This is a genomic window from Calditrichota bacterium (assembly GCA_016867835.1).
Lineage (GTDB): Bacteria > Electryoneota > AABM5-125-24 > Hatepunaeales > Hatepunaeaceae > VGIQ01.
On sequence record VGIQ01000068.1, the window covers coordinates 1 to 15,255 of the forward strand.

Sequence of the window (15,255 nt, forward strand, 5' to 3'; positions counted from 1 at the left end):
CCTGCCAGCGGACATATCGCCGTGCTGCCGGGTTTGCGCATCGGCTACCTCCCACAACAGGTCGATTATCCGGCTGGAATGACCGCGCGTGAAGTTGTTAGCGGTGGGCTTGGTGCGCTGCAAGGACTCGCAACCGAGGTCGAACGGCTTGAGGCAGTCATTGAGAGCGATACCGCTGAAGGACGGTCGCCCAAGACCGCTCTCCGGTATGCCGAACTGCTCGATCAACTCCACTCCCAGGGCGGATCATCGACCGGTGCCCGGGTCGCCGGGACGCTTGCCGGGCTTGGCGTTCCCGAGTCGTTATGGGACGCCCCGATGGCCAATCTCTCCGGCGGTGAGCGCAATATCATCGCCCTGGCGCGCATCCTGGTGGGCGAGTGGGACATCATCCTTCTCGACGAGCCGGGCAATCACCTCGACTTCGAAGGGCTCGACTGGCTGGAAAACTACCTTGCCACCTGCCCGCAGGCTTTCATTGTCGTTTCCCACAACCGCTACCTCCTCGATCGGGTTTGCACCGGCATCTGGGAATTGGAGCGGACCCGATTATCACCCTACGGAGGCAATTACAGTACCTATCGCCGCGAGAAACTGACCCGTGAACTACGTGCCGAAGCCGCCTTCAAGCGGCAACAATCGATCGTCGCCCGGCTCGAGTTTCAGATCGCCCGGCTCAAAGCCTGGGGTATGGTCTATGACAACCCTGGGTTAGTGAAGCGTGCCAAGTCGATGGAAAAGCGCATCGAACGGATGGACTCGGTCGAACGACCTGTCGCAAGCAAACGGATCCGGTTCAGGTTCCTTGCCGAGCCCCCTAAAGGGACGATTGCGCTCGAAGCCAAACGCTTTCGCAAAGTCTTCGATGACGGAATAATGATCCTCGACGATGTCAACTTTCTGATTCGGCAGGGCGAACGGGTCGGATTCGTAGGCCGAAATGGCAGCGGCAAGAGCACCCTCGCCCGGACGGTCGTCAGCGATGGGCGGTGGGAAAACCCCCACCTCCGGCTCGGCGCATCGGTCAAACTCGGCTATTACAGCCAGATGGGCGAGAACCTCCGGTCTGACCAGACGCTACAGAATGAAGCGATCCGTCTGACCGGACGCTCGCCCGGCAGCGCAGCCGAGTTGCTGCATCAATTTCTCTTCACCCGCGACGACCTCGAAAAACACGTCTCCGTCTTATCCGGCGGTGAAAGAGCGCGATTGCAACTCGCCGCTCTGATCCACTCCGGCGCCGACATGCTCATCCTCGACGAACCGACCAATCACCTCGACATCGCTTCGCGAGAGGCGGTAGAGGATGCGCTTGAAGAGTATCCCGGGACGCTGTTGTTGATTTCCCACGACCGTTACTTCCTCGACAAACTGATCGACCGGGTGATTTTCTTCGATCCGCCCGGAGTCGTCCCGCTCGATGGCAATTTCTCCGACTTTTGGGAGAAATTGAAATCTGGAAAACTGGCGGGAAGCGAAAGGCAGAAGAAGGGGTGCGATGACTCAACGCCGGACAATCGCCAGCCATCATCCAGGAAGGAGCGGCTGAAGTTCGATCCGCAGCGATTCAAAGCACTGGAAAGCGAAATTGCATCTGCCGAAACGGCCCGCAGGGAAGTCGAGACGGAACTCAATGCGTTCCTTGCCAAGGGTAAGGAATCCTTTGCCGTCCGCCGTCAAGCGCGAATCGAGGACCTAGACCGACGCATCGCCGCCCTCTATGAGGAGTGGGTAGAATTGGGCGAACGGAAAAAGAAATGGTAAGGAGGCAAAGTCAATAGTCCCCCACAACAACTCAACGACTCAACAACAAGTCCCCTACTGCATCTGATCATTTGAACACCTACTGGGACAACCTCAATCCGGCTCAGCAGGAAGCCGTCCTGCATGCCGACGGACCGCTGCTGATCCTGGCTGGAGCGGGTTCAGGCAAAACCCGCGTCTTGGCTTGCCGAACCGCTGAGTTGATCCGAAGCGGTCGCGCACGTCCGGATCAAATCCTCGCTCTCACTTTTACCAACAAAGCCGCAGGAGAACTTCGGTCGCGAACCATCGCCATGGCCGGCCCGGCGGGTGAATATGTCGTCGCCGGGACCTTCCACTCGATTTTTGCGCGAATCCTGCGTCAGGAAGGTCGTTCGATAGGCATCGACCCCCGTTTTACTATCATCGACGCCGATGATCGGAAGCGACTGCTTAAAGAGATACTGAAGTCCGAAGGGATACCGATCGATGTGTTAAAGCCCAACTACCTTGACGCCATCATCGGACGTGCCAAAAACAACCTGATTACTCCGGAGGAGTTTAACGCCAAAGCCGAGCGTGAGTTCGAGCACCTGGCAGCCAACCTCTACCGCCTTTATCAAGAGCGGCTCGAACGCATGGCCGGGCTCGACTTCGACGACCTCCTGATGCGCCCGGTTCTGGCTTATCACGCTTATCCCGACTTCCTCGAACGTCTGCAGCGCCGCTTTCACTTTGTGATGGTCGATGAGTTCCAGGACACAAATCCGGTGCAATATCGTCTGGTGCGTGAAATCGCCCGCCGACATAATAACCTCGGTGTCGTGGGGGATGACGATCAAGCCATCTATGGCTGGCGCGGCGCGACGGTGGCTAATATCCTCGATTTCCGTCACGACTGGCCCTCGGCCAAGGTCGTCCGTCTCGAACAAAACTACCGCTCTCATAAAGCAATCCTCGACATCGCCTGGTCCGTCATTCAGCGCAATCCACTACGTCATGAGAAGCGGCTCTGGACCGAGCGACTTACTGGACCAGGGACAATCCTGATCGAAGGCTACACCGACGATGACGAGGCTCAGAAATTTGTCTCGTTTGTTCAAGGTGATGTCCGGACGCATAAACGGTCGCTGGACCACTTTGCCATACTCTATCGCACCAACGCCCAGTCGCTCGCCTTCGAACGTGCCTTGCGCGGTGCCGCAGTCCCCTATCAAGTGGTTGGCGGGCTAAGGTTCTACGAACGGCGCGAAGTGAAAGACCTCCTCGCCTACTTGCGGTTGATTGTGAATCCCTCCGACGATGTCTCATTCCAAAGGGTTATCAACTATCCGCCGCGCGGGATCGGCGAGTCGGTCGTGTCCCAGGTCAACAACCTCGCCCAGGTCGAAGGTGTCCCTTACTTCAGAGCAATGGAAGATCTCCTTGTTACTGAGCAAATCACCTCCCGCCAGAAGAAGGCACTCACAGACTTTCGGCAGTTGATCGATGAATTGCGCATCGCCGCCGGTCGGGAGCCGCTCCTAACTCTGGTTACCACGCTGGTGGAACGTATTAGGTTGAAAGAGCGTTTGATGGAGGAGGAAAAGGAGGATCCCTCCCGCTCCGAATCGAAGGTCGCCAACCTCCTCGCACTGATCGACGAGATCGGACGCTACAGCGAGGAGCATCCCGACGGGTCGATGGAGGGCTTCCTCGAGCAGGTTGCGCTGGTAACCGACATCGACCGGTATGAAGAGTCTTCCGGACGGGTCAGTCTAATGACGATTCACAGCGCCAAAGGGTTGGAATTTCCGGTTGTATTGGTTGGAGGGCTTGAGGAGGGCTTGCTGCCGCTCGCAGCAAGCGGAGATTCCTCCAGCGACATCGACGAAGAGCGACGACTATTCTATGTGGCAGTAACGCGCGCCATCGACCAACTGGTGCTCGGCTGCGCCTATCACCGGGTCCGGTGGGGCGAGAGCGGCTTTGCCGCCGGCCCGTCCAGGTTCCTGAAAGAAATACCTCCAGAACTTATCAAGGTGCGTCGAGCCTATGCGGCAACGACGGCGCCGCTGCCTCGTTCGGCAGCGCGGAGTGGAACTCCTGACCACCGGCCCTCCGAAGCGCATACCGGTCTCGCCCCCGATGACCTGCGTAAAGGACTGCTCGTCAAGCATCACCGCTTTGGTATCGGACTAATACTTGACTTTAGACGGCAGGGACTCGACAGCCGTATCGAAGTCGAATTCGAGAGTGAAGGACGCAAGACGCTCATTCTCCGCTATGCGAGGCTTGAACGAGCGTGAGGACATATCGCATGATGCCGTCATTGAGCGTCTAATAGTCAGGATGTCAACATTGAAATTCGGGAAGTTATTAACCGGTGTTGATAACTTAAGTATATTGGATGTCTCGTGCATGCCGGACGCCTTGTCCGGCGTGTATCGGGGTGACGTAATGCAGGTGGGCGAAGACGTCCAACCTGCACTCGAAGTTATTAATCAATGTTGATAACTTCTCAAAGAGTTAGTAACTTAAGACAATGGGTAACCAACCATGTCTGCAACTGGATGAAGACCGGCATTAAGGTGCGGCTGGTAATACTGCTGCTTCTTGCAGTCATTGTATTTCCTGCACCGGCGCTTGAATCGCCCGGACGGACGGAGTATCTCTACGCACTTAAACTCTACGAAGAGAAATACTTCGATTTAGCCGCTGAGCAACTCGAGCGGTGTCTGCGCGACTTTCCGGCACTTGCCGAAGCCGATGAGGCGCAGTATCTGCTCGGCGAAGCCTACCTTCGAAGCGGCGATCCGGACCGGGCTCGAGCAGCGTTCCTAAGGACGGCGATCGTCTATCCGCAATCTCAGCGCGCACCGGAGGCGCTCTTTAAAGTCGGCGAAACGCTGGCAAATGCAGGTCGGCATCTCGAAGCCGCGCAAGCCTTCGAACGGGTTCAGGGCTTCTACTCCGGTTCGCTATTGGCACCTTTGGCGTTGCAGCGCGCCGCTCTGGAATACTCCTTTGCCGGTGAGTTTTCCAGGTCTGACGACGTCTCTACCCTCCTGATCGAGAAGTATCCTGATGCACCGGCGGCATCGCGAGCGCGTCTCGAGCGGGCAGCGTCGCTGATAGATCGGGGCGACCTGCTCACCGCGGAACACTATATACGCTGGGTCGCTGAACGATCGGGCATGGACAGTCTGTCCGCTCGCGCCTGGCTCGCTCTCGGGAGGTTCCATCGCGATCAGTTTGAGTTTGCCGATGCGACCGAAGCCTACCGCAGATGCTTCGAGCAATTTCCCCGCGATCCGTCGGCGCCCCTGGCCCGGCTCGAATTAGCCGATCTGCAGAACGTCCGTGGGCAGACCGATCTGACGCTTGAGACTCTCGCCCCGCTGGTGACTTCGTCCGACTTTCAAATCCGAATTGCTTCAGTCGAGCGATTGGGCGACGCCAATTACTATCGTCGCGACTTTGAACAAGCCATAGCCTTCTATGATACCGCCGCGGCATACTCCCGCACGGCTGCCATCAAAGCGGGCTGGACGAACGAGTTAATAGGCCGTAAACGTGCGGCTTTCGATCGCTACTTGCGCGCCGTTAATATCGACGATTCGCTCGGGCTCGATGCCCGGCTTCGTGCGGCATTGCTGGCGTTCGACCTTGATATGCCGGAGCGCGCCGCGGCTTTCTGGTCCGAGATTGTTCGCAAGATCGAGGACCTCGATCAGGGTGACCGGATCATGCTGGAACTGGCTCGGGCGCGCGCCCGAGCCCGTCAACCCGGAGGATCGGCAGCCGCCGACACCTTGCTCCGGCGCTGGCCCTTCAGTCCCTATGCCGACGATGCCCTGATGATCGCCGCGCGGGAGTCATTCGACAAAGGCAACTACGCCCAGGCCGCGCAACGTTGCGAAGACCTGCTGCGGAGATATCCGGCGTCGGAACTTGCCGACTCGGCGTCGCGCACAATTGCCTTCCTGCAAGCCTTCCATCTGCGCGGTGAAGGCCTTATCGAGCGGATGGCGGAACTCTCAAGTTTGCCTCAAAACCGGACCAATCCGGTGCGCTGGGCGCTCGATTGGGGCGATTTCTACCTGGACCTTTTCAAAGACCCGGTCAAGGCTGTCGATCAATTCGACAGGGCTATAGACGATATAGCCGCCACCAGCGACGACCGCGCCTACGCCCTCTATCGCGGCGGAATCGCCTATCTCCTTCTGGCTCGCTCGGCGTTGCGCGAGCAGAATGACTACTCGCTGGCGATGTATCTTGACAGTGCTACAGCAAGATCGGCGCGTCTTAACAAGATTGAATCGCACTCTGACCGAACGCGCGACCTGGCCTGCCGGCTGCTCCTCTTTCAATATGAATCCGCCCCCGGTGACAGCGCTCTCGAAGTCGTGATCCGGCAAACCGACGCCTTGCTTGCGAAATTCGATCTGGAGCGAACTCACCCGGATAACATCCTTTACTATCTCGAAGCCTGCCGCCGGACCGGGCGCATCGACGAGGTAAACTTCCCGCGCCTAAGGACGCTTGCCGAACGCACCGTAGAGGCGGGAGGTCAAAACCGCACCAATGCCGAAATACGACGCTGGGAAGCGCGGGCTTTGGCACGAATCGGCAAACGCGGAGAAGCGGTCGAAACGCGGCGCATACTGGTGGCTGAGTATCAGGATACTCCGGCTGCCGCAGTGGTCTTGCTCGACCTCGCCTCCGACTCCGGACTTACCCAACGCGAGCGACTCGACTACATCAACCTCCTTAAGGCGCGCTATCCCTACCGGCTTGACCCGGTTCAATTCCCGCTGCTTGAAGCCGATCTTCTGGACCGGATGGAACGCCCTCTCGAAGCCCTCGCCCTGCGTGAAAGAGCCGACCAGGCTGCAGTATGGGGCCAGCCGCACTTGACGTTGCTCGAAACGCCTTCGCCAGCTTTCCGGGTAGAGCGAGCCCGAGCGCTTCGCCGCGCCGGTGAGTTCACTCGCGCTGCCGAGGACTTGAGAGTCGCGCTCAACTTCGATCCGGCAGGACCTTATGCAGCGTCGGCGCTGTATGAATTGGCACTTCTCGAGCGCAGCCGGGACAACCATAGCGCGGCACTGAATCTCATCGATACCTTGGTTTCCCGATTCCCCAAGTCATCGGAAGCCGCTATATCGCTAAACCTGAAGCCTGAACTTTACTTCGGAACTGGCAACTATCGCGCAGCACAGTCTGCGCTTACAGCCTTGATCGCCGCTTCCGACAACCGGGACAGCATATATCACTATCAAACGCTGAATGTTGCAGCGATGCTCCGGCTCGACCTGATCGACGAAGCAAAAAATGCCTCCAATGCTCTTTATAAGACCTTTAAGGAGCATCCCGATCTCGACAACGCGCGAGCCTATTTGACTCTGGAGCGAGGCCGTTCGCTTGAACGGGCAAAGAAGTGGGACGAAGCGCGGGAACAATACCGGACGGTGCGCGAGAAGTATCCGCTCTCGGTCTGGGCTGACGACGCCGCCTTTCATACCGGATCATCGCTCCTCGATCAAGGTCGAAACGACGATGCTGCAAAGGCCTTCGAGCGACTGGTCGCGGACCATCCGGAGAGTCCAATTGCGCCGCGTGGCTACCTGCTTTTGGGCAAAGCGCTTTACCGCGCCGAACGGCATAGTGAAGCCCTCGCGGCGCTGCGCCGGGTCTGGGAAAACCGTCGCGCGACGACGCTCTGGCAGCCGGCGTTTGAGTCGCTTACCACCGTCTATCGCGAGTTGCGATTCTGGGATGCGGCATTGCGGCTGACGAGGGAATACCTGGAGCGTTTTCCTAACGCTCCTGACGCCCTCGACCGGCGGATGGACATCGCGCAGTTCCATCTCGAATTGCGTGACTATGACGAAGCGATCCGGCAGTATCGCCCACTCCTGCCATTAGCCGATGCCGAAAGGGAAGCCGAAATCCAGTATTATATCGGCGAGGCTTATTCCGGAAAGGGCGACTATCGCGCCGCAATCCTGGAGTTCCTTAAAGTCAAGGTGTTAGGGCGCAAGACGAAACTCGACTGGGGGGTTACGGCGATCTATCAAGCCGGAACCTGCTACGAGAAATTGCAGGACTGGGAAGGCGCAGCGAGGATGTATCAGAAGATCATCACCGAGATGGGCGAAGCTTCGAACTACGGCCGCGCCGCCAAACAGAAACTTGACTCCCTGCCGCGAGCAGAGGCAAGTCAGCCGTAGAGGACTTGCATTAGTTTTGAGGGGCGGGAGTCAACCCGCCCTTCTTCGTAACAATCTCTCCCCTCCGCCGGTCTATTCTTCAAAGACCACCTCAATCGGAGTGACTATGCCGGGCCCAAAGGCAATCTTGCCCGCTATCCTGCCCATCCTAATCCTTACCGGATTCTTGTCTCACACTTCCGTTCTTTACGCTGAATCCGCTCTCACCCGGACGGTGGAGCGCGAATTTTCGCTTGCCGGGCAACGCAAGGTCGAGATCGAAACCCCTAATGGAGACATTCGCATCCGCCCGGCCGCTGGCAGCACTATGCAATTAATGGTCATCTACACCGTAACCGGCAGCAACGAAGAGAAGGTCCGCGATATGCTCGATCGCTGCACCACTGAAGTCTCACTCAAGACCTCAACAGTGAAGATCGAACCTGATTTGCCTAAAAAGAGACGCTACAAAGTTGCTGCATCATACGATCTCTACCTGCCGGCCGGACTGGAACTCTCTGCCGAGTGCGTCAACGGCGAACTCGATGCCGATTCGTTAACGGCACGCGTGAAACTGGAGACGGTAAATGGTGATATCGACTGCCGGCGCTCCGTGAGTGACGTCGAAGCGAGCACCATCAACGGGACTATTCGATTGAGCGATGTCGGCGGCAAGATCGAAGCGCAGACCATAAACGGCAGCATCTTCATCGGGTGTGGAGCACCCTATCCGAAGGAAATCGACCTTGGCGCTGTGAACGGTGCTCTCGAACTAAGATTGCGCAAGTCCGATACGGCTCAGCCCGATGCTGTTATCACCGCCGATTCGATCAACGGACCCATTACCCTCACCGGCTCGACCAGCGTCCAGAATCTCAAAGCGAAGCGGCACCTCGAGACCACGCTGGGGGAAGGACGCGGGAAATACAGTCTCGACACCATTAACGGAGGCATCCGTATTGTACTTGAAGAGTGATCGGAAAGATCCTGACACCACCAACCGGCGGCTAATATCGTCGTAAGTTTTGGAAAGAGAGGTGATGCTCTGAGATCACCACCTGCAAAATAATCCAAAATTCTACGGAGCATAGATATGAATGTTCGCTTACAACTTTTTCTCATCGCTGCACTGCTTGCATTAGTCCCGCCCCTTTCTGCCGCCATCTTCACATTCAACCTTGACGGACAACAGGCCGGCACCAACTCTGAAGCGACCGGCATCGGCTTCGTCGGCTTCAACGAAGAAGACAACCACCTTGAGATTGTCGTCGAGCACACGTTGGAAAACGCTATAGCGGCTCACATCCATCGCGCCCGCGCGGGTCAGAATGGCGGCGTCGTCTTCCCGTTCGACTCACCTGCCAGCCCCATCCGGGCGACATGGGACAGTATGTCGGCGGCCGATATCGAAGCCCTTCTGGCCGGTGAACTCTATGTTAACATCCACTCCTCGGCTCATGCCGGCGGGGAGATTCGGGGTCAGATCGTCCCCTCGCTGAGCGATTCATTGCCGGGCTACACCTTCACCTTTATGATTCAAGCCTCTCAAGCCAATAGGGGCGAAGGGGTTGAGAGTGATGCTTCTGGCAGCGGTTTCGGGGTCTTGGCGGCGGGAGGCGAGTGGTTCTTTCTCTGGGTGACTCATGACGTCGAGAATGCGACTGCGATGCACGTCCATCAGGCGCCACCCGGCGAAAACGGCGGCGTCGTCCTGCCCTTTCCGAATGCCGACCAGGAGAGCGACGAATTTTTCTTCATGAATGGCGAACTAATCGACGCCCTCTGGGCCGGGAATCTCTACTTCAATATCCACTCCGAGGCTTATGCTGGAGGCGAGATAAGAGGGCAGATCGTCCAGAGCGTCTTCGACTTTGAGCCCGAAGTCACGTTTTCATTTGCTGCAGATGGAAGTCAGGCCAATGCCGGAGCCGGCACCGGCAGCGAAGCGATCGGGAAGTTCCTGACGCTGCTGAATCTCGAACGCAACACCGTGAAGATATTCGGCGAGCACAGCGTCGAGAATGCCACCGTGGCACATATCCACCGCGGCGCCCGGGGCGTCAACGGCGGGGTTGTCTTCCCCTTCCGCTCCGGGGCAAGTCCGATCAAAGAGTCGTGGCGCATCGATAGTGAGAATCTGATCGCTCTGGAAGCCGGCGAACTCTATGTTAACATCCACTCTGGAGCACATGCCGGCGGCGAGATTCGCGGGCAGATCGTTGATGTTGAAGACTTGGATTGGGCCAGTGTGGAGGTCGGGCTTGACGGCAGCCAGGCCAATGCCGGAGCTGGTGTCGAGACTGACGCTATGGGCTTCTTTGAAGTCCATCTCTCCCCCGACGGATCGATGGTCGGTGTTCGAGGTTTTCACGATGTTGACTTCACTACCGCCGCTCACATCCATCGCGGTGCTCCCAACGAGAACGGCCCGCCGATATTCACCCTCGAGAGTGGGTTCGGATCAGTGTTCGACGTCTGGTTCATCGGCGAAGAGGATCTGGCTGATCTTGTGGCAGGGAATCTCTACATTCAGGTCCACTCCCGGACCTTTGCCGGCGGCGAGATTCGCGGCCAGATTCCAGCCTTCGAGTCGGCTCCGCCTGAAGGCAGGATCGGCCTCCTGCCAAATAGGGTCGAACTCGAGACGCCCTATCCAAACCCCTTCAACAGCAGCACAACGATCACGTTTCGGGCTGGTAGTCTAACACCAGCACGTCTGACGGTTCACGACCTCGCCGGTCGGGAAATCGCCCGGCTCTACGATAGGGTTGCCTTCGGTCGCCAGACGGTCGTCTGGAATGCCGATGGTATGCCCTCGGGAACTTATTTCCTGCGGCTGCGGACGCCTTTCGGGGTCCAGAACGCTAAGGTGTTGCTGGTGCGGTAATTCTGTTCGACTACAGACCATCATTCACCGACTCATCATAATGCAAAGGGGCAGGCTCGCAAGAGCCTGCCCCTTTCAAATTACCTTGCCTGCTAACAGAGTTGACTTACCATTTCTTAAACCGCCAGACCGCCCAGAAGCCGACCGCCGAGAGCATCGCCAGCCCAATGATTATCCAGAACGCGTAGGTGAGCGTTGAAAGAGGGATGCGGACGTTCATCGAAAAGGCGCTCACTACCAGCGTCGGCACCATGATGCCGATGGTGATGATGTTGAGCGTCTTCATCAGGACGTTCAAGTTATTGCTGACGATGCTGACCCGGGCGTCCATCAGGTTGGCTAGAATGTTGGTTGCGATCTCGGCCTGCTTTAAACACTGGTCGTTGTCGATAAGGGTGTCTTCGAGGACCTCGATCTCCTCGTCGGTAAAGCCGGCTCGCGTGGCTTGCCGACGCAACCGCTCAAGGACGCCGTGGTTCGAGGTGAGCGCTTCGACATAATAGACGAGGCTCTTCTGCAGTGCAAAGAGATGGATGAGGTGCTGGTTCGAGAGCGCGGCGCTGATCTTATCTTCGAGTTCGTCGGCAATCTTCGATATGATCCGAAGGTGCTCGCGGAAGTGAGTGATCGTCCGGTTGATGATCTTTAGGAAGAGTCCAGCCGGGGTGATTGTACCGCCGGTCGAAAGCCCGTCGGGTATAGGAAGTTCGGTCGCGGATAGAAAGAGCAGGAAGTCGCGGAAAATAAACGCTCCGACCGAATTGACCTTGAAGAGGAACTGATCCTGTGCTATGTAAGTTGCAGGATGCTTATAGATCAAGGCGGTATGTTCAGGTTCAAACTCGAGGCGGGAGACTTCGTCAGGGTCGAGCGCCGAATGGAGGGTATGCTCGTCAAGGTGCAGTTCGCTGGTCAGATAGTGCCGTTCGGCATCGTCCGGCGTAGAGCAAATGATGCAGTTGAAGGGCGGCTCGTCAACCGGCTGGAGCCGTCGGTCGATGATACGATAGCGGCGGATCATTCCCGTCTCCGACGTTCATGAGGGATTGAACTTCACATGGTTGATAGAGTCAGGAGCGGCGAGTCCGCCTTATAGGGGCGGACTCGCTGGAGAGCAATATAGTCAACACCAGCAGGTGGCGCAAGCGCGCCTGCGGGCTATGACTCCTTGACGGCGCTGATCAGGTCCATCACCGCTTTCTTGCCATCGGAGAAGAACATCACCGCATTTTTGGCGGCGAAGAGCGGATTCGGAATGCCGGCAAAACCCGGCGAAAGGCTCCGCTTGATGACGACGACGTTCCGGCAGCGATCGACATCCAGGATCGGCATCCCGGCGATAGGCGAGTGGGGATCGGAGCGTGCTACCGGATTGACGGTGTCGTTGGCGCCGATGATGATGGCGACGTCGATCTCGGGCATCTCCGGGTTGATGTTGTCCATCTCGATCATCCGGTCGTAGGCGATGTTGGCTTCGGCGAGCAGGACGTTCATATGACCCGGCATCCGTCCGGCAACGGGATGAACGGCAAAGTCAACCCGCGTTCCGCGGGATTCGAGCAGATTGGCGAAGTCGCGAACCGCAAACTGCGCCTGAGCCACTGCCATCCCGTAGCCCGGAGCGATGATGACGCGGCGGGCGCCGTCGAGCAGCATCGCCACTTCCTCGGAACTTGCGGACTTCACTGTGGCATAGACCTCATCCGCTTTCGGGCCGGATGTCACCTCAGCACCAAAGCCGCCGAAGACGACGTTGGCCATCGAGCGGTTCATCGCTTTGCACATCACCTGGGTCAGGATCATCCCCGACGATCCGACCAGCGCCCCGGCAATGATCAGCCCGGTGTTGTTCAGGACGAATCCGGTCGCGCAGGCTGCAATGCCGGAATAGGAGTTGAGCAGGGTGATCACCACCGGCATATCGGCTCCACCGATAGGTATCACCAAAGTGATGCCCATGACGGACGCCAGAGCCACCAGGAACCAGTAGTTCCGCACCTGTTCGGGGTGCATCACCACCAGCACGCCGAGCACGATTGCAATCAGGGTCAGGACGGCGTTTGTTTGGTTGCGCGCCGGCAGCAGGACTGGCTTCTCGGTGATCACCCCCTGCAACTTGGCAAACGCCACCAGACTGCCCCAGAAAGTAACCGCGCCGATAAGCCCGGTTGCGACCGTCGCGATTGCCATTTGCATCGTAACCGGAGGAGTCTGCGGCTCGAGCGCTTCAAACAGCGCGGCACCCGCAACCAGAAGCGACGCCATCCCGCCAAAGCCGTTGAGAAGCGCGACCATTTGCGGCATTCCGGTCATTGGCGTTTTTGCCGCCAACGTTGCGCCCACACCCGCACCGACTACCATGCCCGCTATGATCACTTCGAAACTGAGGATCTGCCGGTCAAGCAGCGTCACGACGATCGCCAGCAGCATACCGATGCCGCTGATGAGGTTGCCGCGCACCGCCGTGCGGGGATGGGTCATCCCCTTGATGCCATAGACGAATAGTATTGCGGCGAGTAGATAGACAATCTTGATGACTGCGTCAAGAAGCGGAGGATTACTGGCCAGAGTCCCGGTCCCTGCGAACAGTCCGGAAGCGAAGAGGTGGTGCATCAATTGTCTCCCGACTTACGGAACATCTTCAGCATCCGGTGAGTCACCATGTAGCCGCCGACGACGTTGATCATGGCGAAGGTCACCGCCAAGAAGCCGAGTATCGTCGTCAGCAGGGTAAGTTTCGCTCCTGCTGAAATCAGAGCCCCCAGAATGGTGATTCCGGAGATCGCATTGGCTCCCGAGGTGAGAGGCGTATGCAGTATCGGCGGAACCTTCGTGATGACCTCGAAGCCCAGATAGGTCGCGAGGATAAAGATGGTGATTAAGGTAATGACTTCGGTTTGCATTTGAGTGCGAGAGTGTGATAGTGCGAAAGTCCAGTCTTGCGGTTTGGGATGCTGCCTGTGCCGCCTTATTCCGTCAGGTATCCGATTCGTCAAGTGTTCTTCTCGGCGGAACGCACATCTCCCCAGACTTTTATCCCTTGATTGCCTCGGCCACCTTCGGGTTGACGATCTCGCCCGACCGGATGACCATTGAGTCGCGGATGATCTCGTCCGGCTCGTCCAGGCGCAAATTGCCTTCCTTATTGAGGAGGTTCTTTAGGAATGCCTGGAGGTTCTTCGAGAACATCATGCTGGCGTGGTATGGCACGGTTGAGGGAAGATTGGTCGGTCCGAGGATGAGAACCGCACCATCGCGGACGTTCTCTTCGGGTCGGGTCAGTTCGCAGTTGCCGCCGGTCGCGGCTGCGAGATCGACGATAACCGAACCGGGAGCCATCGAACGGACTATATCGGCGGTGATAAGGACCGGTGCCTTGCGGCCCGGAATAGCGGCCGTCGTGATGACAACATCGGACTCCGCCACCACTCTGGCCATCAGTTCACGCTGCTTGCGGTAAAAAGACTCGTCCATCGACTTGGCGTAGCCACCTTCACCTTCGGCAGACTCGAGTTCCATCTCGACGAACTTGGCGCCGAGCGATTCGACCTGTTCCTTAACCGCCGGCCGGACGTCGTAGCCCTTGACGATTGCGCCAAGCCGCCGCGCCGTCGCGATGGCCTGCAGTCCGGCCACACCGGCGCCGATGACGAAGACCTTGGCGGGATTGACTGTCCCGGCAGCGGTGATCAACATCGGAAACATCCGCGGCAGTTCGGCCGCAGCCATCAAAACGGCTTTGTAACCGGCTATCGTCGCCATCGACGAGAGGATGTCCATCGCCTGTGCGCGGGTTATGCGAGGCAACAGTTCGAGGGCGAAAAGCGTTACACCGGCTTCCGCCAGCGCCTTCATCGCCTCCGGCGCTCCGAAGGGATCGGCCGCGCCGATCAGGATTTGATTGCGCTTAAGTTCGCTGGCAGCCGTGAACGCCGGCCGAACGGCAGTTATGATGTCGGAGCGGCCAAAGAGTTCGCTGCGGCTGACCAGTGCAGCGCCCTTTTGCTCATAGGCGGCATTCTGAAACCCGGCCGGTTCGCCGGCTCCCGTTTCGACGGCAATGCTAAAGCCTAATTTGGTCAGCGGGATTATGGCATCGGGAACGAGAGCCACGCGCCGTTCACCGGGCGCTGTCTCGCGAGGAACTCCAATCTGCATAAGTTTGGATTATAGAGATGATTTGAGAGTGCTATGGTTTCAAGTGCTCGAGTGCTCAAACGGGTTGAATGCTATAACATAACGACCGCTCGATTGGCAGTCTCCGAACTGCATTCCACATTTCGATTCGACATTTGCTTTTACTCGGCAAGAACTACGCCAGTAGGGTGTCTCAGCGCTGAAAGAGGAGTGCGGTTCCCAAAATAGCGATCACGGTCCCACCAATAGCACGCAGCGAGACCCACTCCTTACGAATCAGAATGACCCACGGGA

Annotated in this window: 9 protein-coding genes; 5 read left to right on the forward strand and 4 right to left on the reverse strand. The window is 57.9% G+C overall.

The annotated features are described in order from the left end of the window. The 5 genes from FJY67_07960 to FJY67_07980 all read left to right on the forward strand — a co-directional run. Positions 1-1,764: ABC-F family ATP-binding cassette domain-containing protein (locus FJY67_07960; GenBank protein ID MBM3329386.1), on the forward strand; the 1,764-nt coding region annotated here is incomplete at its 5' end. A 71-nt stretch (positions 1,765-1,835) separates the two neighbouring features. Further along, on the forward strand, positions 1,836-4,031 hold the full coding sequence (locus FJY67_07965) for a hypothetical protein (GenBank protein MBM3329387.1): 2,196 nt from the start codon (positions 1,836-1,838) through the stop codon (positions 4,029-4,031). Positions 4,032-4,229: 198 nt separating this feature from the next. Further along, positions 4,230-7,958 (forward strand): tetratricopeptide repeat protein, encoded by a 3,729-nt coding sequence (locus FJY67_07970; GenBank protein ID MBM3329388.1) that lies wholly within the window; start codon positions 4,230-4,232, stop codon positions 7,956-7,958. Between the two features lie 166 nt (positions 7,959-8,124). Next, positions 8,125-8,913, forward strand: a complete 789-nt coding sequence (locus FJY67_07975) for a hypothetical protein (protein ID MBM3329389.1) — start codon at positions 8,125-8,127, stop codon at positions 8,911-8,913. Positions 8,914-9,030: 117 nt separating this feature from the next. Further along, positions 9,031-10,824, forward strand: a complete 1,794-nt coding sequence (locus tag FJY67_07980) for a CHRD domain-containing protein (protein ID MBM3329390.1) — start codon at positions 9,031-9,033, stop codon at positions 10,822-10,824. Positions 10,825-10,930: 106 nt separating this feature from the next. Here FJY67_07980 and FJY67_07985 read toward each other — a convergent pair whose 3' ends face one another. The 4 genes from FJY67_07985 to FJY67_08000 form a co-directional block, all read right to left on the reverse strand. Further along, positions 10,931-11,845 carry a magnesium transporter CorA family protein gene (locus FJY67_07985; GenBank protein ID MBM3329391.1) on the reverse strand — a complete coding sequence of 305 codons (915 nt, stop codon included), beginning with the start codon at positions 11,843-11,845 and terminating at the stop codon, positions 10,931-10,933. A gap of 137 nt (positions 11,846-11,982) precedes the next feature. Continuing rightward, entirely contained in the window at positions 11,983-13,437 is a 1,455-nt protein-coding gene (locus FJY67_07990) for an NAD(P)(+) transhydrogenase (Re/Si-specific) subunit beta (GenBank protein ID MBM3329392.1), read from the reverse strand. After that, positions 13,437-13,727: an NAD(P) transhydrogenase subunit alpha gene (locus FJY67_07995; GenBank protein MBM3329393.1), complete on the reverse strand. Its 291-nt coding sequence runs from the start codon at positions 13,725-13,727 to the stop codon at positions 13,437-13,439. Before FJY67_07995 ends, FJY67_07990 begins: the two co-directional genes overlap by 1 nt. Before the next feature lie 130 nt (positions 13,728-13,857). Next, positions 13,858-14,982 carry a Re/Si-specific NAD(P)(+) transhydrogenase subunit alpha gene (locus tag FJY67_08000; GenBank protein MBM3329394.1) on the reverse strand — a complete coding sequence of 375 codons (1,125 nt, stop codon included), beginning with the start codon at positions 14,980-14,982 and terminating at the stop codon, positions 13,858-13,860. Between the last annotated feature and the right edge of the window lie 273 nt (positions 14,983-15,255).

Excerpts from the sequence above, each read along its gene's own strand:
- FJY67_07980 (MBM3329390.1), top strand. The coding sequence starts at position 9,031 with ATGAATGTTCGCTTACAACTTTTTCTCATCGCTGCACTGCTTGCATTA.
- FJY67_07995 (MBM3329393.1), bottom strand. The coding sequence starts at position 13,727 with ATGCAAACCGAAGTCATTACCTTAATCACCATCTTTATCCTCGCGACC.
- FJY67_07985 (MBM3329391.1), bottom strand. The coding sequence starts at position 11,845 with ATGATCCGCCGCTATCGTATCATCGACCGACGGCTCCAGCCGGTTGAC.
- FJY67_07990 (MBM3329392.1), bottom strand. The coding sequence starts at position 13,437 with ATGCACCACCTCTTCGCTTCCGGACTGTTCGCAGGGACCGGGACTCTG.
- FJY67_08000 (MBM3329394.1), bottom strand. The coding sequence starts at position 14,982 with ATGCAGATTGGAGTTCCTCGCGAGACAGCGCCCGGTGAACGGCGCGTG.
- FJY67_07970 (MBM3329388.1), top strand. The coding sequence starts at position 4,230 with ATGTTGATAACTTCTCAAAGAGTTAGTAACTTAAGACAATGGGTAACC.